This is a genomic window from Nocardia sp. CNS-044 (genome assembly GCF_059570515.1).
In genome coordinates this window covers 659,034-677,321 of record NZ_JCANSX010000006.1, presented here as the reverse complement: position 1 = coordinate 677,321, position 18,288 = coordinate 659,034, and the positions used below count along the sequence as shown (strand labels likewise).

General features: G+C 69.7%; 18 protein-coding genes. 10 read left to right on the top strand and 8 right to left on the bottom strand.

Annotation, left to right across the window (positions count from 1 at the left end; all coding sequences use genetic code 11):
• Positions 1–2: 2 nt before the first annotated feature.
• Complete coding sequence (locus tag T333_RS11770; protein ID WP_496424451.1) at positions 3–992, bottom strand: helix-turn-helix transcriptional regulator; 990 nt, start codon at positions 990–992, stop codon at positions 3–5.
• 86 nt (positions 993–1,078) lie between these two features.
• On the opposite strand from T333_RS11770, the gene T333_RS11765 reads away from it, so the two are divergent.
• From T333_RS11765 to T333_RS11750, 4 genes are all read left to right on the top strand, one after another.
• Positions 1,079–1,735: a TIGR03086 family metal-binding protein gene (locus T333_RS11765; protein WP_496424450.1), complete on the top strand. Its 657-nt coding sequence runs from the start codon at positions 1,079–1,081 to the stop codon at positions 1,733–1,735.
• Positions 1,736–1,768: 33 nt separating this feature from the next.
• Complete coding sequence (locus T333_RS11760; RefSeq protein WP_496424449.1) at positions 1,769–2,368, top strand: CHAP domain-containing protein; 600 nt, start codon at positions 1,769–1,771, stop codon at positions 2,366–2,368.
• 226 nt (positions 2,369–2,594) lie between these two features.
• Positions 2,595–3,731: a hypothetical protein gene (locus T333_RS11755; protein ID WP_355001887.1), complete on the top strand. Its 1,137-nt coding sequence runs from the start codon at positions 2,595–2,597 to the stop codon at positions 3,729–3,731.
• 164 nt (positions 3,732–3,895) lie between these two features.
• On the top strand, positions 3,896–4,609 hold the full coding sequence (locus T333_RS11750; RefSeq protein ID WP_496424448.1) for a DUF1906 domain-containing protein: 714 nt from the start codon (positions 3,896–3,898) through the stop codon (positions 4,607–4,609).
• Positions 4,610–4,628: 19 nt separating this feature from the next.
• Here T333_RS11750 and T333_RS11745 read toward each other — a convergent pair whose 3' ends face one another.
• Both T333_RS11745 and T333_RS11740 read right to left on the bottom strand, forming a co-directional pair.
• Positions 4,629–4,985 (bottom strand): hypothetical protein, encoded by a 357-nt coding sequence (locus T333_RS11745; protein ID WP_355001885.1) that lies wholly within the window; start codon positions 4,983–4,985, stop codon positions 4,629–4,631.
• 117 nt (positions 4,986–5,102) lie between these two features.
• Positions 5,103–5,885 carry an Rv1157c family protein gene (locus T333_RS11740; RefSeq protein WP_357250599.1) on the bottom strand — a complete coding sequence of 261 codons (783 nt, stop codon included), beginning with the start codon at positions 5,883–5,885 and terminating at the stop codon, positions 5,103–5,105.
• 327 nt (positions 5,886–6,212) lie between these two features.
• Here T333_RS11740 and T333_RS11735 point away from each other — a divergent pair, with 327 nt between their 5' ends.
• Complete coding sequence (locus T333_RS11735; RefSeq protein ID WP_355001883.1) at positions 6,213–7,475, top strand: mannosyltransferase; 1,263 nt, start codon at positions 6,213–6,215, stop codon at positions 7,473–7,475.
• Between the two features lie 191 nt (positions 7,476–7,666).
• Here T333_RS11735 and T333_RS11730 read toward each other — a convergent pair whose 3' ends face one another.
• Both T333_RS11730 and T333_RS11725 read right to left on the bottom strand, forming a co-directional pair.
• A complete protein-coding gene (locus T333_RS11730) occupies positions 7,667–7,963 on the bottom strand; it encodes a 4a-hydroxytetrahydrobiopterin dehydratase (protein ID WP_355001882.1) in 297 nt (98 codons plus the stop codon).
• Between the two features lie 49 nt (positions 7,964–8,012).
• Complete coding sequence (locus T333_RS11725) at positions 8,013–8,189, bottom strand: hypothetical protein (protein ID WP_097244929.1); 177 nt, start codon at positions 8,187–8,189, stop codon at positions 8,013–8,015.
• Between the two features lie 230 nt (positions 8,190–8,419).
• Between T333_RS11725 and typA the strand changes: the two genes are divergently transcribed.
• The 5 genes from typA (at position 8,420) to T333_RS11700 (ending at position 13,808) form a co-directional block, all read left to right on the top strand.
• Positions 8,420–10,318, top strand: coding sequence for a translational GTPase TypA (typA, locus tag T333_RS11720; RefSeq protein ID WP_355001881.1), 1,899 nt, complete (start codon positions 8,420–8,422; stop codon positions 10,316–10,318).
• A 37-nt stretch (positions 10,319–10,355) separates the two neighbouring features.
• Entirely contained in the window at positions 10,356–12,101 is a 1,746-nt protein-coding gene (locus T333_RS11715; RefSeq protein ID WP_496424776.1) for an ABC transporter family substrate-binding protein, read from the top strand.
• The gene (gene mshB, locus T333_RS11710) at positions 12,098–12,988 is read left to right on the top strand and encodes an N-acetyl-1-D-myo-inositol-2-amino-2-deoxy-alpha-D-glucopyranoside deacetylase (RefSeq protein ID WP_357250604.1); all 891 of its coding nucleotides are present in this window, start codon (positions 12,098–12,100) and stop codon (positions 12,986–12,988) included. The genes T333_RS11715 and mshB overlap by 4 nt, the downstream gene beginning before the upstream one ends.
• A gap of 182 nt (positions 12,989–13,170) precedes the next feature.
• On the top strand, positions 13,171–13,329 hold the full coding sequence (locus T333_RS11705; RefSeq protein WP_097245437.1) for a hypothetical protein: 159 nt from the start codon (positions 13,171–13,173) through the stop codon (positions 13,327–13,329).
• Positions 13,326–13,808 carry a hypothetical protein gene (locus T333_RS11700; RefSeq protein WP_357250607.1) on the top strand — a complete coding sequence of 161 codons (483 nt, stop codon included), beginning with the start codon at positions 13,326–13,328 and terminating at the stop codon, positions 13,806–13,808. Before T333_RS11705 ends, T333_RS11700 begins: the two co-directional genes overlap by 4 nt.
• Positions 13,809–14,080: 272 nt before the next feature.
• On the opposite strand, the gene T333_RS11695 is transcribed toward T333_RS11700, so the two are convergent.
• From T333_RS11695 to T333_RS11685, 3 genes are all read right to left on the bottom strand, one after another.
• Positions 14,081–15,862, bottom strand: a complete 1,782-nt coding sequence (locus T333_RS11695; protein WP_496424775.1) for an APC family permease — start codon at positions 15,860–15,862, stop codon at positions 14,081–14,083.
• 177 nt (positions 15,863–16,039) lie between these two features.
• Positions 16,040–17,674, bottom strand: coding sequence for a PH domain-containing protein (locus T333_RS11690; protein WP_496424774.1), 1,635 nt, complete (start codon positions 17,672–17,674; stop codon positions 16,040–16,042).
• A gap of 53 nt (positions 17,675–17,727) precedes the next feature.
• Positions 17,728–18,225 carry a PH domain-containing protein gene (locus tag T333_RS11685; protein ID WP_355001878.1) on the bottom strand — a complete coding sequence of 166 codons (498 nt, stop codon included), beginning with the start codon at positions 18,223–18,225 and terminating at the stop codon, positions 17,728–17,730.
• Positions 18,226–18,288: the final 63 nt, after the last annotated feature.

Below are 18,288 nucleotides of genomic sequence, written 5' to 3'. Positions count from 1 at the left end.
GATCAGTCCGGCGCCTCCCGGACCGAGTCGGTGTAGCGGCGGGCCAGCGTACGCAGGTGCGCGACGAGTTCCGGTGGGCCGTCTACCCGAAAGTCCATCATCAGCATGCTGAGGTAGATGGCGATGGTCTCGAGCGCGTCGGCGCCGGTGTAGAGGACGCAGGTGTCCGCGTCGACCGCCTCGACCACGCCGACCGCGGGGTTGATCCTGGCGATGACGCGCTCGGCCGGAGCGAGCACTGTGACCCGCGCGTGCACGCGCCAGCCGGTGCTCGCGACATGGCGCATGACGAAGGCGACGAGATCGTCGTCGGGCAGCGCGCGGGCGGCGAAGCGGCGTGTGCCCGCGGCCGCGCGGCGCACCCTGGCGACGGGTATCGCGCGCCAGGTGTGGCTGTCGAGGACGTAGGCGACGAGGTACCAGCGGCGCTGCCAGTTGATCAGCCGGTACGGCTCGACCTCCGTCGGATCGCCGAATTCGTCCGCCGCCGTGTCGATGTCGAGCCGCACCGTGGCGCGGTCGCGGATCGCTCCCGCCAGGGTGGTGAGCACCTCGGCCGGTATGGGGGCGTCCGGCTCGCGCGAGCCGGTGGTCGCCGGACCGACGGCGGTGGCGCTGCGCAGCGCGGTGACCTTGCGCTGCAAGCGTTTCGGCAGGATCTGCTCGAGTTTGGCCAGCGCGCGGCCGACGTGCTCGGTGATGTCGGCGATGCCGGTCGCGCCGTCCTCGGCCAGTCCGACCGCCACGGCCACCGCGACGGCCTCGTCGTCGTCGAGCAGCAGCGGCGGCATGGTGGAGCCGCGCCCGAGCCGGTAGCCGCCGATGGCGCCGCGCTCGGCATGCACGGGATAGCCCAGGTCGCGCAATCTGCGAATGTCGTTGCGCAGCGTGCGATCCGTGACGCCGAGCTTTTCGGCCAGCTCACGGCCGGAATAGGCGCGGTCCTGGAGGAGCGAGAGCAGGCGCAGGACGCGGGTGGTTGTCTCGGCCATGCACATCTTCCGATCTATTAGGAACGAAAGCAGCCTAATGGACTCATAGGCTCGGTATCAGCACCGAGAAACCCGAAAGGCCAGCCATGCATACCGATGTCGCCCTCACCTCCGTCTGGCGCGAGACCCTCGCCGCCGCCCACCGCGCGCTCGCCGACACCGTCGCCGGTATTCGCGACGACCAGTGGCACCTGCCGACACCGTGCTCGGAATGGAATGTGACACAGGTGATTCAGCACGCCGCGGGCGATCAGCTCGCGTACGCGAAATTCCTCGGCATCGGAAACGGCCCGGCCGAGAACCCCTTCGAGCCATCGGGCACCATCGATGGCTCGCCGACCGCGCTGGTGCGCGACGCGATCGAGCAGACCGCCGCCGCGTGGGACACCGTCGCCGAGCACACGCCGACGGTGCCGACGCCGTTGCCGCACGGCGAACTTCCGACACCGGTCGCCGCAGTGCTGTGCGCGTTGGACGCGGCCGTGCACGCCTGGGATCTCGCCGTCGCCACCGGTCAGGCCTCGCCGCTCGACGAGGAACTGGCCGCGGCTCTACTGACGGCGGCCCGCACGGCGAATCCCGCGCCCGGCGGCGGGCCGGAGACGGCGATCGTGGAACCGCTGCGGCAGTGGGGCGCTTATGCCGCGGTCGTCGACGGAGCGCCGAACGACGACGCGGTCGCGGAACTGTTGCGCTATCTGGGGCGCGATCCGGGAACCGAGAGCCGCGTCCGTTCGTCTTAAGGATGAATGGTCGTAAAAGCGATTGGGGGGCGAATGTCCGCACCGCAGAGAACCCGGGGGCGGCTCGGTCTGTTGCTGGCGCTGGGGCTGACCGTGGTCGCGGCCGTCGCCGCGGGCACGGTCTGGTGGTGGACCGGCTCGGATCGCCCCGCCGTGGTCGGCGAGAGTCCCGCCGCCTTCCCCGCCATCGACCGCTCCGCGCTCGACCCGGCGCAGATCCGGCTGGTCGAGGTGTTGGAGCGCGAGTTCGCCGAGCCGGGCGGGGGCCCGAAGTACGCCGAGGGAGTGATCGAGCCCTGGTGCGCCGACTTCGTGAGCTGGGCGATGCGGGAGGCCGGGCGTCCGCTCTCGAATCCGAACTCCGGATCGTGGCGGATCCCCGGTGTCTACACCCTCCAGGAGTACTACGAGGACGCGGACCGGTTCGCGCCCATCGGCAGCGGCTATCGCCCGCGTACCGGTGACGTGCTGCTCTACGGCCCGGAGAGCCAGTTCACCCAGCACACCAACATCGTGCTCACGGCGGCGAACGGCGAGGTGACCACGATCGGCGGCAACGAGTTCGGCGAGGTGCGTATCCACCGATTCCGGGTTGCCGACGTGAAGGACGTCGTCGGGTATGGGCGATTCTGAGAATCATTGCCGCTCAGGGCGTCCCGTTCGGCGAGCGCGTTGCTCGGCGCGTCCCTTCCGGAGCCTTAGTATGGAGTCGGCGGCGCCCGGCAGCGCTGCCATCGCGGACCCTGTCCTGCTACCCCCTCATCAGCAGGACAGGGTTCCCTGACGTTCCGATCTCCGGAAACTTTCGTCGCGTACCGTGTCGGTTGTCCGTTGAAAGGTGAGGGTTTCGGAATCTCTGATGCAGCCGACCGAGGAAACGACGAACGACCCGTCCTGGATCGACTACGCCGCCTTCGGCGAACGCTTCGTCACCCACGCGGTGACCGAGGAACGCATCGTGGCCGCGGTGTCCTCCATGGCGGGGCGCGGCATGGCCATCGGACCCCTCAACATCGGTCCCCCCGGACTCGCCGGATTCATCGCCGAGGGCAAGGTCGGCGAACCCACGGTTCTGCGCCATGATCCGCACGTCGTCTTCCAGGTGACGGTGCCGCTCACTCTCGCGGTCAAGGTCCGGCTCGGCGGCCGGAAGCTGCGGCTGGAAGCGGTCGTCGAAATCGACCTCACACTGCACGCCCGCACCGCCGACCCGCTGCTGATCGTCATCGACATCCCGCCCATCACCACCCGCGACGTGAGTTTCGTGCTGCGCGCCCAGACGGTCGAGTCGGCCTGGGAGTGGCTGCTCGACCCGATCGCCGGACTGGTGCAGCGCGAGGTCGCCAACCGGGTCAACAGCATGCTGGCCGAACCGCAGGCCAAGAGCGGGCGAGTCTTCGACGTCGAGGCCATGGTCGCGGGCACGCCGTCGCGGCACCGCGCGCAGGAGGAGTTCGACTGGATCGATTACGGCGAGTTCGGCCACCGATTCTTCTCCCGCATCGTGACCAGGGACCGGGTCTTCGAGGTGGTGGACAAGATGGCGGGGCGTCCGATCGAGGTCGGGCCGCTGAAAACCGGGCCTAGAGACCGGGCGACCGTCACGGTGCGTGGCGCGATCCGCCAGCCGCGTCTGGTCGATCGGCCCGAAGGGCCGGACGATCTCGTCTCGTTCGATCTCACGCTGCCGGTCGGCCTGGACATCACCGTGCAGGTCTTCAAGGCGAACGAGTACCGCGCCGATGTCGAGATTCCGCTGGTACTGATCGCCAGGGCGGCCGATCCGCTGCTGATCGTCATCGACGTGCCGCCGCCCGCGACCGGGGACATCCGGATGGACTTCAAGGCGAAGGGCGTGCGCGCGGCGACCCTCGGCGCGCTGGCCGGAATCAAGAAGCAGGTCGTCGCGCAGGTGGCCGGGGTGGTGCGCGAGCAGCTCGGCGACAGCTCCGGCCGCACCATCGACGTCGCGGCTCGAATCGACGGCGTCGCGTAACTCCTGTGACAAGTGGGGTAACTGGGTCGAATGGGTCTAGCGGTTCGAATGTGAAATGTGGTGGAATGAGTGCACGTTCGAGGCTCCCGGCGCGCGTGTGAGCCTTGGGGAAGGTGCGCCGGGCCCGCTGCCAGCCAATGGGGGTTGCGCGAAGGAGTCCTGCGATGCGTTCTCTCGATCTGTCCCGCCGCAAGCTTTTCGCCTATACCGCCGCGGCCGCCGCGCTGGGGGTAACCGGCACCGCCGCGTCCGCCTCCGCGACGGGATCACTCGGCACGCTGATCGACTATTCCGGTGGCGTGCCCTCGGCCGACGCGATTCTCGAAGCCGGTCATGTCGGCGTCATTCGTTATGTCTCGGATCGGCGGCCCGGCGCGGAATGGATGGTGGGCAAGCCACTGCTCGCACGCGAGGCCGAGGCGCTCACCGAGGCCGGACTGAAGATCGTGTCCTGCTATCAGTTCGGCAAGGGGCCGACCGCCGACTGGCGCGGCGGACTCGAGGCGGGCAAGGAGCACGCCGAGCGCGGGCTGGAGCTGCACCTGGCCGCGGGTGGCCCCGAGGGCAGACCCATCTACGCCTCGATCGACGACAATCCGACCCCGGTCGACTTCGCGACCATGATCGCGCCGTACCTGCTCGGCTGGGAAGCGGTGCTCGGCAAGCAGAACGTCGGCGTCTACGCCAACTCGCCGACGATTGATCTCGCGCGGGCGGCAGGCCTGGGTTCTTGGTACTGGCAGCACAATTGGGGCACCCCGAAGGGGTATGTGCACCCCGCCGCGCACCTGCACCAGTTCGAGATCGACAAGCGCGCCATCGACGGCGTCGGCATCGATCTCAACAACATCCTGAAGCCCGAATACGGGCAGTGGTGAGCGCGGGGCGGAGGTACGCCTAGGTCTGGCAGTGGCAGACCGGGGCGACGCGCAGATCCGGTTCGTCGTCGGGCACCACGCGCAGATTCGGCCGCGTCTCCGGCGCCTCGTGATCACCCATCCAGGACAGCAGCGACCAGCGGGACAGGCCCGACAGCGCCGAGCCGAGGCTGGCGAAGGAGCCGGAGGAGATCACGGACGCGAACGATCCGACCGATCCGACCGAGAGCACCGAACCGACGCTGCCGATGGACAGGATCGAATAGGCCGATCCGATGGACAGTATCGAGCCTTCGGACCGGATGGACAGGATCGACCGGCGTGAGCGCCTGCTCCGGATCGAGCGGGGTCGTACCGTTCCTTCGACAGTCGGCATGCCTTCGGTCTACCACACCCCGGACCCGGCCGGGGACTATCGCCGCGATTGCCGCGGTGTGTCGGCCGGACATGCCGAAGCCCGGCGGTCGCGTACGACCGGCCGGGCTTCGAAACATCAAGCGACGGTGAAGAAACCGAGCGTCGGCAGGAACGAGCAGGTGCGCGGCGCGGCGTCGGGAGCCTGGGTGGTGAGCGAGCCGCCGACCACCGCGACGATCCGGCCGCGGCCGGTGTTCACGATGGCGGACAGGGTAGCGGGGCCGTCCGGGTTGATCTTCGACTCGCCCGTCAGCGCCTGCACGCCGGACTGCCGGGTGTCGAGGTTCAGCCACTGCACGGTCATCGGCGGGTTCTGCTGCGCGGTCGGCGCCTTGGTGCCGAGCGCGGTGAACACGAAGCCGGTCTGGCCGGACTCCGGTCCGGGCGGGGGCAGCGTGGCCGGGCCGGGCACGGCTAGGGCGGTGCCGACCGAGTCGGCGGTCGGGCTGATGCAGCCCTTGCCGATGGTCGGGTAGAGGAACTGCGCGATGACGGGGCCGTCCTGCGGCAGTTCGGGACCGCCGCCGCCGCTGCCGTCGAGGAACGTGATGATCCGTTCCAGGGTCGACTTGATCTGCGGCGGCAGATTCAGGGTGTTGAGCAGGATGCGCGCCTGATCGAGGATCGCGGACTGCGGCCCGTTGGCGATATCGGCCGGGCCTGCGATGGCGCCGACGATGGCGGGGGTGAGCGCGGCGATCGCGTCCACCGGGACGCCCTCGGGCACCATCGGAACGCTGTTCGAAACCGCGGCGTGGGCGGGCGCCGGTGCCGCTATTGCGGTCGGCGCGGCGAGCGAAGCGCTCGCCGCCAGGGCGAGTGCGGTCAATGCGATCCGCGATCCTCGGGTGCGAAGCACTGGTCTAGCCGTCCTTACCTCGGGTACATCTGGGTCAACGGGGGAAAACCCATTGTTTCGGGGGTCACTCTAAGGACACGACCACCGAGTTGTACAGCCGTGGTCGTTATCACGTTGTGCTGTGGACGATCAGTGTTATCGGAACGTAGCGCGGCGGGGCGTTACCAGTGTGAAAGGTGATGCAAATGTTATCCCTTGTGCATAGCGTGCACAGAGAAGAGCAGCGCTCCGGTTAATCTAGTCGCAGCCTTCGGCATTTGTCGCCGACACACCGGACACCGGCGGGTCGCGTTTTCGCGACCGCCCCCCGACCCGAAAGCCCGCGATTTGAACCGAGACAGCGCTCGGTCGGACCAGCGTCCGGCCGCTGCCCACCTGCGACTGGCGGTGTTGCTGCTCGGTCTATCCGTTCTGGCCAGGCTGCTGTGGATGCTGGTGTCGCCCAACGGAATGAACCTGGTCGACCTGCACGTCTACGTGGACGGTTCGGCGGCGCTGCTCACCGACCGGCTCTACGACTTCACCTACGCGGAGAAGACCCCGGATTTCCCGCTGCCGTTCACCTATCCGCCGTTCGCCGCGCTGGTCTTCTTCCCGTTGCATTTCCTGCCGTTCAAGGTGATCGCGGTGGGCTGGCTGCTGGCCACGGTGGCGGCGCTGTACGGCGTCGTCTGGATCGCGCTGGAATTGATCGTCGGCGCCCGACGGCTGCGCGAACCCGGTTGGCGAGCGGCGGCGATCGGCTGGACGACGGTCGGCGTGTGGCTCGAGCCCGTCCGCACCACGATCGACTACGGACAGGTCAACGTCTTCCTGGTGCTCGGCGCGATGCTCGCGGTGCGCAGTTCGCGATGGTGGGTCTCGGGCGGGTTGGTCGGCATCATCGCGGGCATCAAGCTGACGCCCGCGATCACCGGCCTCTACTTCGTCGCGCGGCGGCGCTGGGGGACCGCGCTGTGGTCGGCGGTGGTGTTCGGCGCGACGGTCGGCATCAGCTACCTCATCAACAACCACGAGGCGACCCGCTACTTCGGCACGCTGCTCGGTGACGCGGACCGGATCGGCCCGGTCGGCTCGGTGTGGAACCAGTCGCTGCGCGGGACGCTGAGCCGCATCCTCGGTCACGACGTGGAGTCCGGCCCGGTGTGGATCGCGGCGGTGCTCGCGTTCGCGGTGCTGGCCTTCTTCGCCTGGCGGGCGCTGGAACCGGACGACCGGATGGGCACGCTGCTGATGGTGCAGCTGTTCGGGTTGCTGATCTCGCCGATCTCGTGGTCGCACCACTGGGTCTGGCTGCTGCCCACGGTGCTGTGGCTGGTCTACGGTCCGCTGCGGCGATCGCCGGGCGCGCGAATCCTGGCCGGTTATTGGCTGGTGACGATGTTGATCGGCGTGCCGTGGGTGCTGTCGTTCGCCCAGCCGACGATCTGGGAGATCTCCCGGCCCGGCGTGCTGTCCTGGCTGGGTGCGGTGGATGTGCTCGGCGTGCTCGTCCTGTTCGCGTGGATCATCTGGTCGGGTGCGCGGCGCGAGCGGTCGGGTGAGCCCGCGGCGAGCGAGATGGTGGCGGAGGATTCCGCGCGGGCGTAGTCCGGCCCCGCCCGGGGTCGGCGCGCGCGGGCGATCGGGGTGAGCTGGGCAGCGGTGGCCCGGTCTCAGCCGATCGGAGGTGAGCCCGGCGGCGGTGGTCCAGCGCGCGTAGTTCGGCCGCCTCCCGGGTCGGCGGTTGTCCGGGTGCGCGGCGGTCAGGGGACCGTTCGGTGCGGGGCTGTCCCCCGCGGCTAGTCGGACTGCGACGCGAGCAGATCGATCTCGCGGGCCAGGCCCAGATCCAGGGCGGTGAGTCCGCCCGCCGAATGGGTGGACAGCGTGAAGGTCACATTTCGCCACCGGATATCGATGTCGGGGTGATGGTTCGCGGCCTCGGCCGCGTCGGCGACCCGGCGCACCAGATCGATGCCCGCCGGAAACGAGGCGGCCTTGATGGTGCGGGTGATGTTGTCGCCGGACCGGCTCCAATTCGGCAGTCCGGCCAGCGCGTCCGCGATCTCGGCTTCGGATAGCAGTGGAGTGCTCATATGCCGGTTGTACCCCCGTTTGCCGGAGGTGCACCGGGATCGGTGAAACTCAGGCCGCGCGAGCCTGTTTCAGCGCCTTCTTCAAATCCTTGCCGGTCAGGCCCGCTGCCTCGGCCTTCTTCATCCGCATGATGACAACGGGGCATTTGAAGCAGCGCGTCTTCTTACGACAGCACTTCTTCTTCGGTTTCAGACTCGAAACCTTCTTCGCTTTGACCTTGCCCACGACGGTTAGCATACCCTTACTCGAGCGCCTGAATCGGAGGGGTCACCCGGTTGCCGGTACTGTGTAGCTGGCCGAGATGCCCGGTGAGTTTCCATTCTCCACCTGTTTGCAGGGGGCCCGGCGTGTGAGTCAGGACCCGGAGGCAGCAGCCTGCGTAACCACGGAGGGTCCCGCACACGCCGGACACCGAGCACCGTCGGCACCAACACCAACAGCAGGAGGATTCAGGCGTGTCGTCTGCACGCGATTTTCGCAACGTCGCCATCGTGGCCCACGTCGACCACGGCAAGACGACGCTGGTCGACGCCATGCTGCGCCAGTCGGGCGCCTTCGCCGAGCGGGCCGAACCGGTCGACCGGGTGATGGACTCCGGCGACCTGGAACGCGAGAAGGGCATCACCATTCTCGCCAAGAACACCGCGGTGCACCGGCACAACGCGGACGGTTCGGTCACCGTCATCAACGTCATCGACACCCCCGGCCACGCCGACTTCGGCGGTGAGGTCGAGCGCGGTCTGTCCATGGTGGACGGCGTCGTGCTGCTGGTGGACGCCTCCGAGGGGCCGTTGCCGCAGACCCGGTTCGTGCTGCGCAAGGCGCTGGCCGCGTCGCTGCCGGTGATCCTGGTCGTCAACAAGACCGACCGTCCCGACGCCCGCATCGAAGAGGTCGTCGAGGAGAGCCACGACCTGCTGCTCGATCTGGCCTCCGACCTGGACGACGCCGCCGCCGAGGCCGCGGAGCTGGCACTCGACCTGCCGGTGCTCTACGCCTCCGGTCGCGAGGGCAAGGCCTCCAAGGAGCGCCCCGAGAACGGCAGCGCCCCCGACGCGGAGAATCTCGACGCGCTGTTCGACGTGCTGATGGAGTGCATCCCGGCGCCCAAGGGCGATGCCGCCGCGCCGCTGCAGGCGCACGTCACCAACCTCGACGCCTCGGCCTTCCTCGGCCGCCTCGCGCTGGTGCGCGTGCACAACGGCGAGCTGCGCAAGGGCCAGAATGTGGCGTGGATGCACGCCGACGGCGTCAAGCAGGTCAAGATCACCGAGCTGCTCCAGACCATCGGCGTCGAGCGTCAGCCCGGCGAGGTGGCCGTCGCGGGCGACATCGTCGCCATCGCGGGCATCCCGGAGATCATGATCGGCGACACCCTCGCCGACATCGACAACCCGGTCGCGCTGCCTCGCATCACCGTGGACGAACCCGCGATCTCGGTCACCATCGGCACCAACACCTCGCCGCTGGTCGGCCGGGTTCAGGGCCACAAGCTGACCGCCCGCATGGTGAAGTCGCGCCTGGACCAGGAGCTGGTCGGCAACGTGTCGCTGCGGGTGCTCGACATCGGCCGCCCGGACGCCTGGGAGGTGCAGGGCCGCGGTGAGCTGGCGCTGGCCATCCTGGTCGAGACCATGCGCCGCGAGGGCTTCGAGCTGACCGTCGGCAAGCCGCAGGTGGTGACCAAGCAGGTCGACGGCAAGGTGCACGAGCCCTACGAAGAGCTGACCATCGACTGCCCCGAGGAGTACCTCGGCGCGATCACCCAGCTGCTGGCCGCCCGCAAGGGCAAGATGGTCCAGATGAACAACCACGCCGCGGGCTGGGTGCGGATGGAATTCATCGTTCCCTCGCGCGGCCTGATCGGCTTCCGCACCGACTTCCTCACCGAGACTCGCGGCACCGGCATCGCCAACGCCGTCTCGCACGGCTACGCGCCGTGGGCGGGCGAGATCCGGGCGCGCCACACCGGTTCGCTGGTCTCCGACCGCGCGGGGTCGGTGACGCCGTTCGCGATGATCCAGCTCGCAGACCGCGGCCAGTTCTTCGTCGAGCCGGGCGCGGACACCTACGAGGGCCACGTGGTGGGCATCAACCCGCGCGCGGAGGATCTGGACATCAACGTCACCCGCGAGAAGAAGCTGACCAACATGCGCAGCTCCACCGCCGACGTCATCGAGACCCTGGCCAAGCCGTTGCAGCTGGACCTGGAAGGCGCGATGGAGTTCTGCGCCGCCGACGAGTGCGTCGAGGTCACCCCCGAGGTGGTCCGGGTGCGCAAGGTCATCCTCGGCCAGAACGAGCGGGCCCGCGAGCTGTCCAGGCGGAAGGCGCGGGACCGGGCCGCGCTGTAGAGTGCCGAACGTGAGCTCGGGGGCAAGACGACGCGCGATGCTGCGCGCACTGACGGTTCTGCTGGCGGCCTCCGCGACGGTGCTCGCCGGATGCACCGCGAACCCGCCCCCGCCCATCGAGAGCACGGACAGCCCGAAGACGACGCCCGCCAAGCCGGGCAAGAACACCGTCGTGGTGGCGATCGACGACATCGGTATCGGGTTCAACCCGCACCTGCGTTCCGATCAGTCGCCCGCCACCTCGGCGGTGAGTTCGATGGTGTTGCCGAGCCCGTTCCGTCCGGTGCCGAGTCCGTCGGTGCCGGGCGGCACGGACTGGGTGCCGGACACCGCGCTGGTGACCGCCGCGGAGGTCACCAGCCAGGAGCCGTTCACCATCACCTACACGCTGCGCAACCAGGCCAACTGGTCCGACGGAGCGCCCATCGCCGCCGAGGACTTCCGTTTCCTGTGGCAGCAGATGCTGACGCAGCCCGGTGTCGCGGATTCCGCCGCTTACCGGTTGATCTCGGATGTGAACTCCTCCGGCGGCGGCAAGACGGTCACCGTGGTGCTGACTCAGCCGTACCCCGCGTGGCGCGAACTGTTCGCGAATCTGCTTCCCTCCCATCTGATCAAGGATCAGCCGGGTGGTTTCGCCAACGGACTCGCGGAGGGAATCCCGGTGTCCGGCGGCAACTTCGCGATCAAGTCGGTGGATCCCGGTCGCGACGAGATCCTGCTGGAACGCAACGACCGCTACTGGGGCACCCCGGCCGCGCCGGATCAGATCCTGTTGCGCCGCGGCGGAACTCCCGCGCAGCTGGCCGAGTCGCTGCGCACCGGTGACGCGCAGATGGCGCTCGTGCACGGCGGCGTCGCGACCCAGGCGCAGCTGGCCGCGATCCCCTCGGTGCGCACCGTGATCATGCCGCAGTCGCGCGAACTGCAATTCGTCCTGAACGGGCGCACGACCGAACTCGCCGACCCGCGGGTGCGGCGCGGGCTGCTCGCGCTGCTCGATCCCGCGCTGCTCGCCACCGTCGGCGCGCAGACCGGCGGGTGGGTCGAACCGGTGCGCGCGCAGATCCTGACGCCGTCGGATCCCGGTTACGCGCCGACCGCGCCGCCGCGACCCACCGCCGACGAGGCGTTCGCGCTGCTCGCCGAGGCGGGTTTCGCGCGCGCACCCGAGCCGCCGCCGGTGATCTCGCCGACCTCGCCCGCGCCGCAACCGCGCCCGATCGCGAAGAACGGCAAGACCCTCGCGCTGCGGATCGGCGCGGTGACCGGTGACGCGACCGCGCTCGCGGTGGCCAGCACCGCCGCCGACCAATTGCGCAGCGCCGGAATCGATGCCAGCGTCCGCAGCCTCGCCGCCGACGAGCTGTACGGCAAGGAACTGGTCGAGGGCGGCGTGGACGCGATCGTCGGCTGGGAGGTCGCGGGCGCCGATCCGGCCACCGTGCTGGCGTCCCGCTACAGCTGCCTGCCGCCGGATCCCGGTCTCGGGGACGGTGAAGCGCAGGCCGCGGTCGAGGCGGCGCGGCGTGCGCCGAGCAACCTGTCCGGGGTGTGCGATCCCGTGCTGCAACCCGCGATCGACGTCGCGCTGCGCGGTATCGACGTGCCCAAGGTGCTCGCCGATGCCGAGCCCGCGCTGTGGGGACTTGCCACCGTGCTGCCGATCGTGCAGGACAACGTGGTCGCCGCCGCGGGTCCCCGGGTGGACGGCGCGTCGCTGAGCGGGGCCATCCAGGTGGGCATCTTCGGTGATGCCTCGATGTGGCGCAGGATCCCGTGACCAAACCGGACGGGCCCGGCGGCATCGTGCTGGTGCACGCGCACCCGGACGACGAATCCATCACCACCGGCGGCACCATCGCGCACTACCGCCGCCGCGGCGTTCCGGTCACCGTGGTGACCTGCACCCTCGGCGAGGAGGGCGAGGTGATCGGCGAGCAGTGGGCGCAGCTGACCGCCGCGCACGCCGATCAACTCGGGGGCTACCGCGTTCTCGAATTGACAAGGGCGCTGGCCGCTTTGGACGCCGCGCCGCCGCGCTTCCTCGGCGGGGCGGGCCGCTGGCGGGATTCCGGCATGGCGGGGACGCCCTCGGCCGAACACCCCAGGGCGTTCGTGAGTTCCGGCGCCGAGGCGGTGGACGCGCTCGTCGGGATCCTGCTCGAGCTGCGACCGCGGGTGGTGATCGGCTACGACCCGCGCGGCGGATACGGCCACCCCGATCACATCCGGGCTCACGAGGTCGCCACAGCCGCGGTCGAGGCGGCGGCCGAGCGCGGCTGGGACGTGCCCAAGTTCTATTGGACGGTGACCGACGCCGACATGCTGCGGCTGCACACCGAGGCACTGGCCCGCCGCACCGTCGAAGGCTTGCCCGGCGCGCTGCCGCGCGGGTGGCGGCTGCCAGGGGCGGGGGAGTTGGCGAGCGTGCCGAGTCACACCGTCACCACCACCGTCGAGGTGTCGGACGCGTTGGCCGCCAAGCGGGCGGCGTTGCGGGCGCACGCGACGCAGGTGACGGTCGCGCCTTCGGGGCGAGAGTTCGCGCTGTCCAACAACATCGCCCAGCCGGTGCTGCCCGAGGAGCACTACGTGCTGGTTCGTGGCACGCGCGGGCCGGTCGGGCCGGATGGGCGCGAACACGACCTGTTTGCCGGGATTGTCTGAATCCGCTGTCTGCACCGGCCGGGTTCGACTGATCGGTCGGCGGCTGGACCATCGCGCTGATCGTCCCGGCGCTGATCGACGACTGGTTCGCCGCGGCTGTACGGGGTAGTTCCGGGTGGTCACGAACATCCCGGTCGATGGTGCGTGATCCGAGCCGAGCCGCCGGGCATAGACTCCTGGACGTGTACAACTGGGACCTCCAGAACGCCATCTCGGCCTTCGTGGACAGCTTGCGCCCCGGCGCGGAGCACCAGCACGAGCTGTACATGTCGGTGCTGTACGCCTTCGTCGACATGCAGAGCCACCTGCTGACGCTCCTCGGCTACCCGCCGGTGCCGTGACGGCGCTCGACAAGCGCGTGGACGCGCCACGTACCGATGATCGAGGGTGGATCGCCGAACCCCTGCGGCTGGCGCTGATGGCCGTGCTCACCCTGAGCGGGTTGTTCACCCTCGCCTTCGAGGTCCTCTATCTGCCGGTGTACCTGGGCACCTCGCATTTGCCGCCCGACGAGGAGCCTACCCTGGTGGCCGCGCCGCTGGCCGCGGTCGCGAGTTCGGGCACGTTCGCTCTACCGGTGACGGCTCTGCTCGCCGCCGGTTTGAACGTCCTGCTGATCGCGGCTATGCGCACCCTCACCGACAGCACCCGCGTCGCGTTGCTCCCGGTCATCGTCTGGACCTTCGGCTTCCTGGCGTGCACCTTCGCCGGGCCGGGCGGCGACCTCATGCTGTTGAGCGACTGGCCCACCCTGCTCCTGCTCCTCTGCGGTTTGGTCCCACCGCTGGCCTACATCTACCTCCGCCCCGCCCACGACTGACTCCGCAGACCTTCGCGCGCCTCGCATGGGTCGCGAGGCACGCCGCGGATCGGGCGGGCCCGATGCATCTGGCCGCGGACCCCGGTGGTCGATAGCCGAACGGTCGACGACCGCAGCCTTTGTGTGCCGCGCAGCAGGGCCGCGGGCGTGTTGTGACTCTGCGACGACGGGCCGAGGTCGCAGACCTTTGCGCGCCTCGTGGTGATGACCTGGGCTGCGGGGCGCGCGGTGGCTCGGTGAGGACGCTGGGTGGGCGCGGCCAGCGGGTCGGTTCAGTCGACGCGGATCGGGAGGGTGGCGATGACGGCGTCGGTGCGGGCGCGCAGGGCGGCGCCGAGGACGGGGCCGCGCGGGTTGTGCAGGGGGCGGTGCCACCAGTGGCGGGCTTCCACGTGGGCGAGGAGGACGGTGACGTCGCGGCCCGCGGCGGATTGTTTGCGCACATAGCCGACGAGGGTGGCGATCAGGCTGCGATGCGGGCACGGCAGCACGGTGAGCGGGACGCCCGGATCCCATTCCTTCCATCGCGCGCTCAGGCGTTTGGTGGCGGCCGGGTCGATTTCCGCTGCCACGGCGACGATTTCGCCGCGCATGCGCAGGGCGGCGGCGAGGGCGCGAGCGGTCGCCTCGCTGACGGCCACCACCGGGACGATGACGAGAGCCGCTGTCTCGGAGCCCTTTTCGGGTCGCGCCGGTATCTCGCCGAGGCGCAGTTCCGCCGCCACCGTGCGGTAGTAGTTCTCGGTCCGCGCGAACAAGGTGATCAACAGCGGGATGATCACCAGCAGCAGCCACGCGCCCTCGGTGAACTTCTCGCCGAGCAGCACCACGGCGGCGACGGCGGTGAGACACGCGCCGAATCCGTTGAGCGCGGCGCGCGGCGCCCATCCCGGATCGCGCTGCCGCTTCCAGTGCCGGACGAGTCCCCATTGGCTCAGGGTGAATCCGATGAAGACGCCGATCGCGTAGAGAGGAAGCAGGTCGTGCGTCTCCGCGTCCACCACGATCAAAATCGTGCCCGCCGCGATGGCGAGGGCGGTCACGCCGTATCGGAAGACCGGCCGCTCGGAACGCAGCGTGAACAGCGAGGGCATCCGGCGGTCCTTGGCCAGCAGCGCGAGCAACACCGGCAGTCCGCCGAAACTGGTGTTGGCCGCCAACCCGAGCGTTATCGCGACGGCCACGTTCACGATGTAGAACGGCCACCCCGTGCCGAACGCGCCCGCCGCGAGCTGGGCCAGGATCGTCACTCCTTCCCGTGGCACCACGTGATGTAGGCGGATGAGGAGCGCCAGGCCCAGCAGCATGACGCACAGCAGTACGCCGAGCGCGACCTCGGTGTGCTGGGCGCGCCGGACGGCGGGCGTGCGGAACGAGGGCACCGCGTTAGCGATCGCCTCCACACCGGTCAACGCCGCACAGCCCGCGGCGAAAGCCTTGAGCAGCAACCACACTCCGAGCGCCTCGTACGGAACCAGTGGCCCGGGAGCGTCGCCGACCACGGCCACCGGCTCCGGGCGCAGCAGGCCGACCGCGATCACGCCGAGGACGCAGCCGACGAACAGCAGCATCGGCGCCATCAGCACCCTGGCGGATTCGGCGACACCGATCAGATTCACCACGGCGATGAGCGTGAGCGCCGCGAGCGCGACCGCCAGCTCCTGGTCGCGCAACGCGGGAAACGCACTGGCCAAGCTCGCCGCGCCCGCCGAAAGGCTGACCGCGACCGTCAGCACGTAGTCGACCACCAGACTGGCCGCGGCCAGCAGGCTGGCCCCCCGGCCGAGATCCTTCTTCGCCACCGCGTACGCCCCGCCGCCGTCCGGGTGCGCCGCGATCACCTGGCGGTAGGACAGGACGAGCACCAGCAACAGGGCCGCGATCGCCAGCGCGACCGGGAACGTCCACTGCACCGCCGCCGCGCCCGCCGCGACGAGCACCAGGACGATGGCCTCCGGCCCGTAGGCGACGCTGGACAGTGCGTCCAGCGACAACGCCGCCAGACCTCCGAACGCGGTGAGCCGGTAGGCGTCGCCGCGCTGCATCCGGCGCATCCGCCGATCGGCGATCCGTGACTCGTCCCGCGCTACGGTCTCGACCACACCCACATTCAACGCCGCACCCTTGCGCCCACCGTCGAACGACACGTCCCCGCACCGGGGTGTGCCTCATCGGCCGCGCCGCAAACTTCTGGAACGCCGCGCCTCGGCAGCGACGCGTGCGGCGAGGTTTCAGCGGGAGCCGAGCGCCCCGGGAGTGACGGATTCGATGAGCGTCCAGGCCTGGGCGATCGGAATGTCGATGACGAGGTAGCGCTTCTTGCCCGCCGCGGTGGCCGCGATGACGGTGGCCAGACCGGCGCGGCGCTGCCAGAAGGATTGGCGGACGGTCCAGCCGATGACGCCGGGGGCTTCGAGGCAGTCGCGGTCGCGGTCGAGGCTTCCGGAACGGGTGATGAGCCACGCGGGGGAGGTGGCGGTGCGGGGGAGGACGACGTGGCCGAGGCCCCGGTAGCGGTCTTCGGCCAGGGCGATCGCGATGATCGCGGCAATGCCGGGCAGCAGCCACCACAACGGCGGGACCGGGCCTTCGAGGGCGAAGGCGAGCACCGCGAAGGTCAGCAGAACGACGGGCGACAGCGCCCGGAAGTAGCGGCGACGGCGCGCGGCGGGACCGTGGCGGGTGAGCCGCGCGGACATCTGCGCCAGGGGTTCGCCCGCGGAAGTGCGGCCCGACGCGTCGCCGGTGCTCAGCGCAGGAGCAACGGGCGCACCGGTGGCACTCGGGCTCGCCGCAGCATCGTGGAGCTCTGGCGTCGCCGGTCCACTCGGAAGCGGCAGCCCGACAGCGGCCGCACCTGGCTCGGCGCTCGGTGGCGTGCGATCGGGCTTCGCGCCCCCATCCAGCAACTCCCCCAACGTCCGTTCGACCGCGGCGCGCGGGGCTTGCGGGAGGATCTTCTGGCGCGGGTTCTCCCCGACCATGATCGCCTCGAGTTCGGCTGCGCCCGAAAGACGAAGCAGCAGTGGCTCGTTCACCGTGGCGCCGCGGAACCGGGCCAGGTCGAGGGTGATCTGTCTGGTGGTGAACAGGCCGTGGCGCACGTGCAGGGTGCGGCCGTTGTGCAGGACGCGGAGGCCGAAATAGGTTGTCAGGTACCGCGTGCAGGCCGCCAGGCTGACCACGAGCACGATCGCGGCGAACAAGCCGAGCACGACGAGTGCGATGGCGAGGGCGGTGCCTTCCCCGATGTCGTGCGCGGCGTCGGATTCGAACAGCCGCTGGCCCAACCCGTATTGGAACGCCGCGCCCACGATCGGCGCCATGACGGCGAATCCGGTGAGCGAGAGTGGCGCGTACCGCACCCACTGCGGCCGCCAGTGGCCGATCTCGCGCTCGGCCGAATGTTCTTGTGCCGCTTTGTCTTCCGATAGGCCGACGGCGGGAGTAGTCGGCGCCGGTCGGTCTGTGTGCGCGAGCAGTTCCGCGCGCAACGCGGGTACCACCCGCGCGTCGAGCGAGTCCAGCTTGAACTTCTCACCGCTGTCGGCCTGCTGCCCGGTGCCGATGACCACGACGGAAAGTCCGAGCGCTCGGTGCAGCAGGTCGGATTCGATGTCGACGGACCTGATCCGGCTGCGCGGCACCGAAAGCTCCCTGCGCTGCAACAATCCGGTGCGCAATTCGACATGTGTCGGGCCGACCCGGTAGGTCGTGGTGAACCACCGGGTCAACGCGAACCCGACGATCAGCGCCAGCGGGATGATGCTCCAGGCGGGGTTGCCGCTGCTCGTGCCGAGGATGATCGAACCGATCAGCACCGGGATGAACTTGACCACCTCGGTGACCGGATGCACCAACAGCATTCGCCGATCCAGGCGCGCCCACGGTGGTCCGGCGTCGGCGGGCAGGCGCTCGGTCACGTCGCGTCCCCGCGATGCCGCGCGGCGATCTCGGTCAGCCGCGTGACGGTCTGTTCGGCGACCGGCAGATCCAGCGCCGAGATCTGCACCGCGCCCGCCGACGAGGCGGTGGTGACCGTCACCGTCGCCAGGCCGAGCAGCCGCTCCAGCGGACCGCGTTCGGTGTCGACCGTCTGTACCCGCGAGATCGGCGCGACCCGGCTCTCCTGGGCCAGCCAGCCGACCCTGGTGTACACGGCCTCGTCGGTGACCTCCCACCGGTGCACGGCGTAGCGCCACCACGGCACGACGGCGATGCTGAACACCGCGCACACCAGCCCGATCGCCAGCGCGGTCAGCTGCAAGCCGCGGTGGCCCGAGTCCACCGCCATCCACACGAGCAGCGCGAGGAACGGCAGCACCCAAGCCAGCCCCGCCTGCACCGTCCACAGCAGTTTCGCCTTGGGGCTTGGACGCCAGGCCGGGTCGGCCATGATCGTGCGCGGCTGCGACATGGTTGTCATGGTTGCACGAACATTCACCGCCCCGCGCCACGCCGGTGGAATAACGGTGAGGCG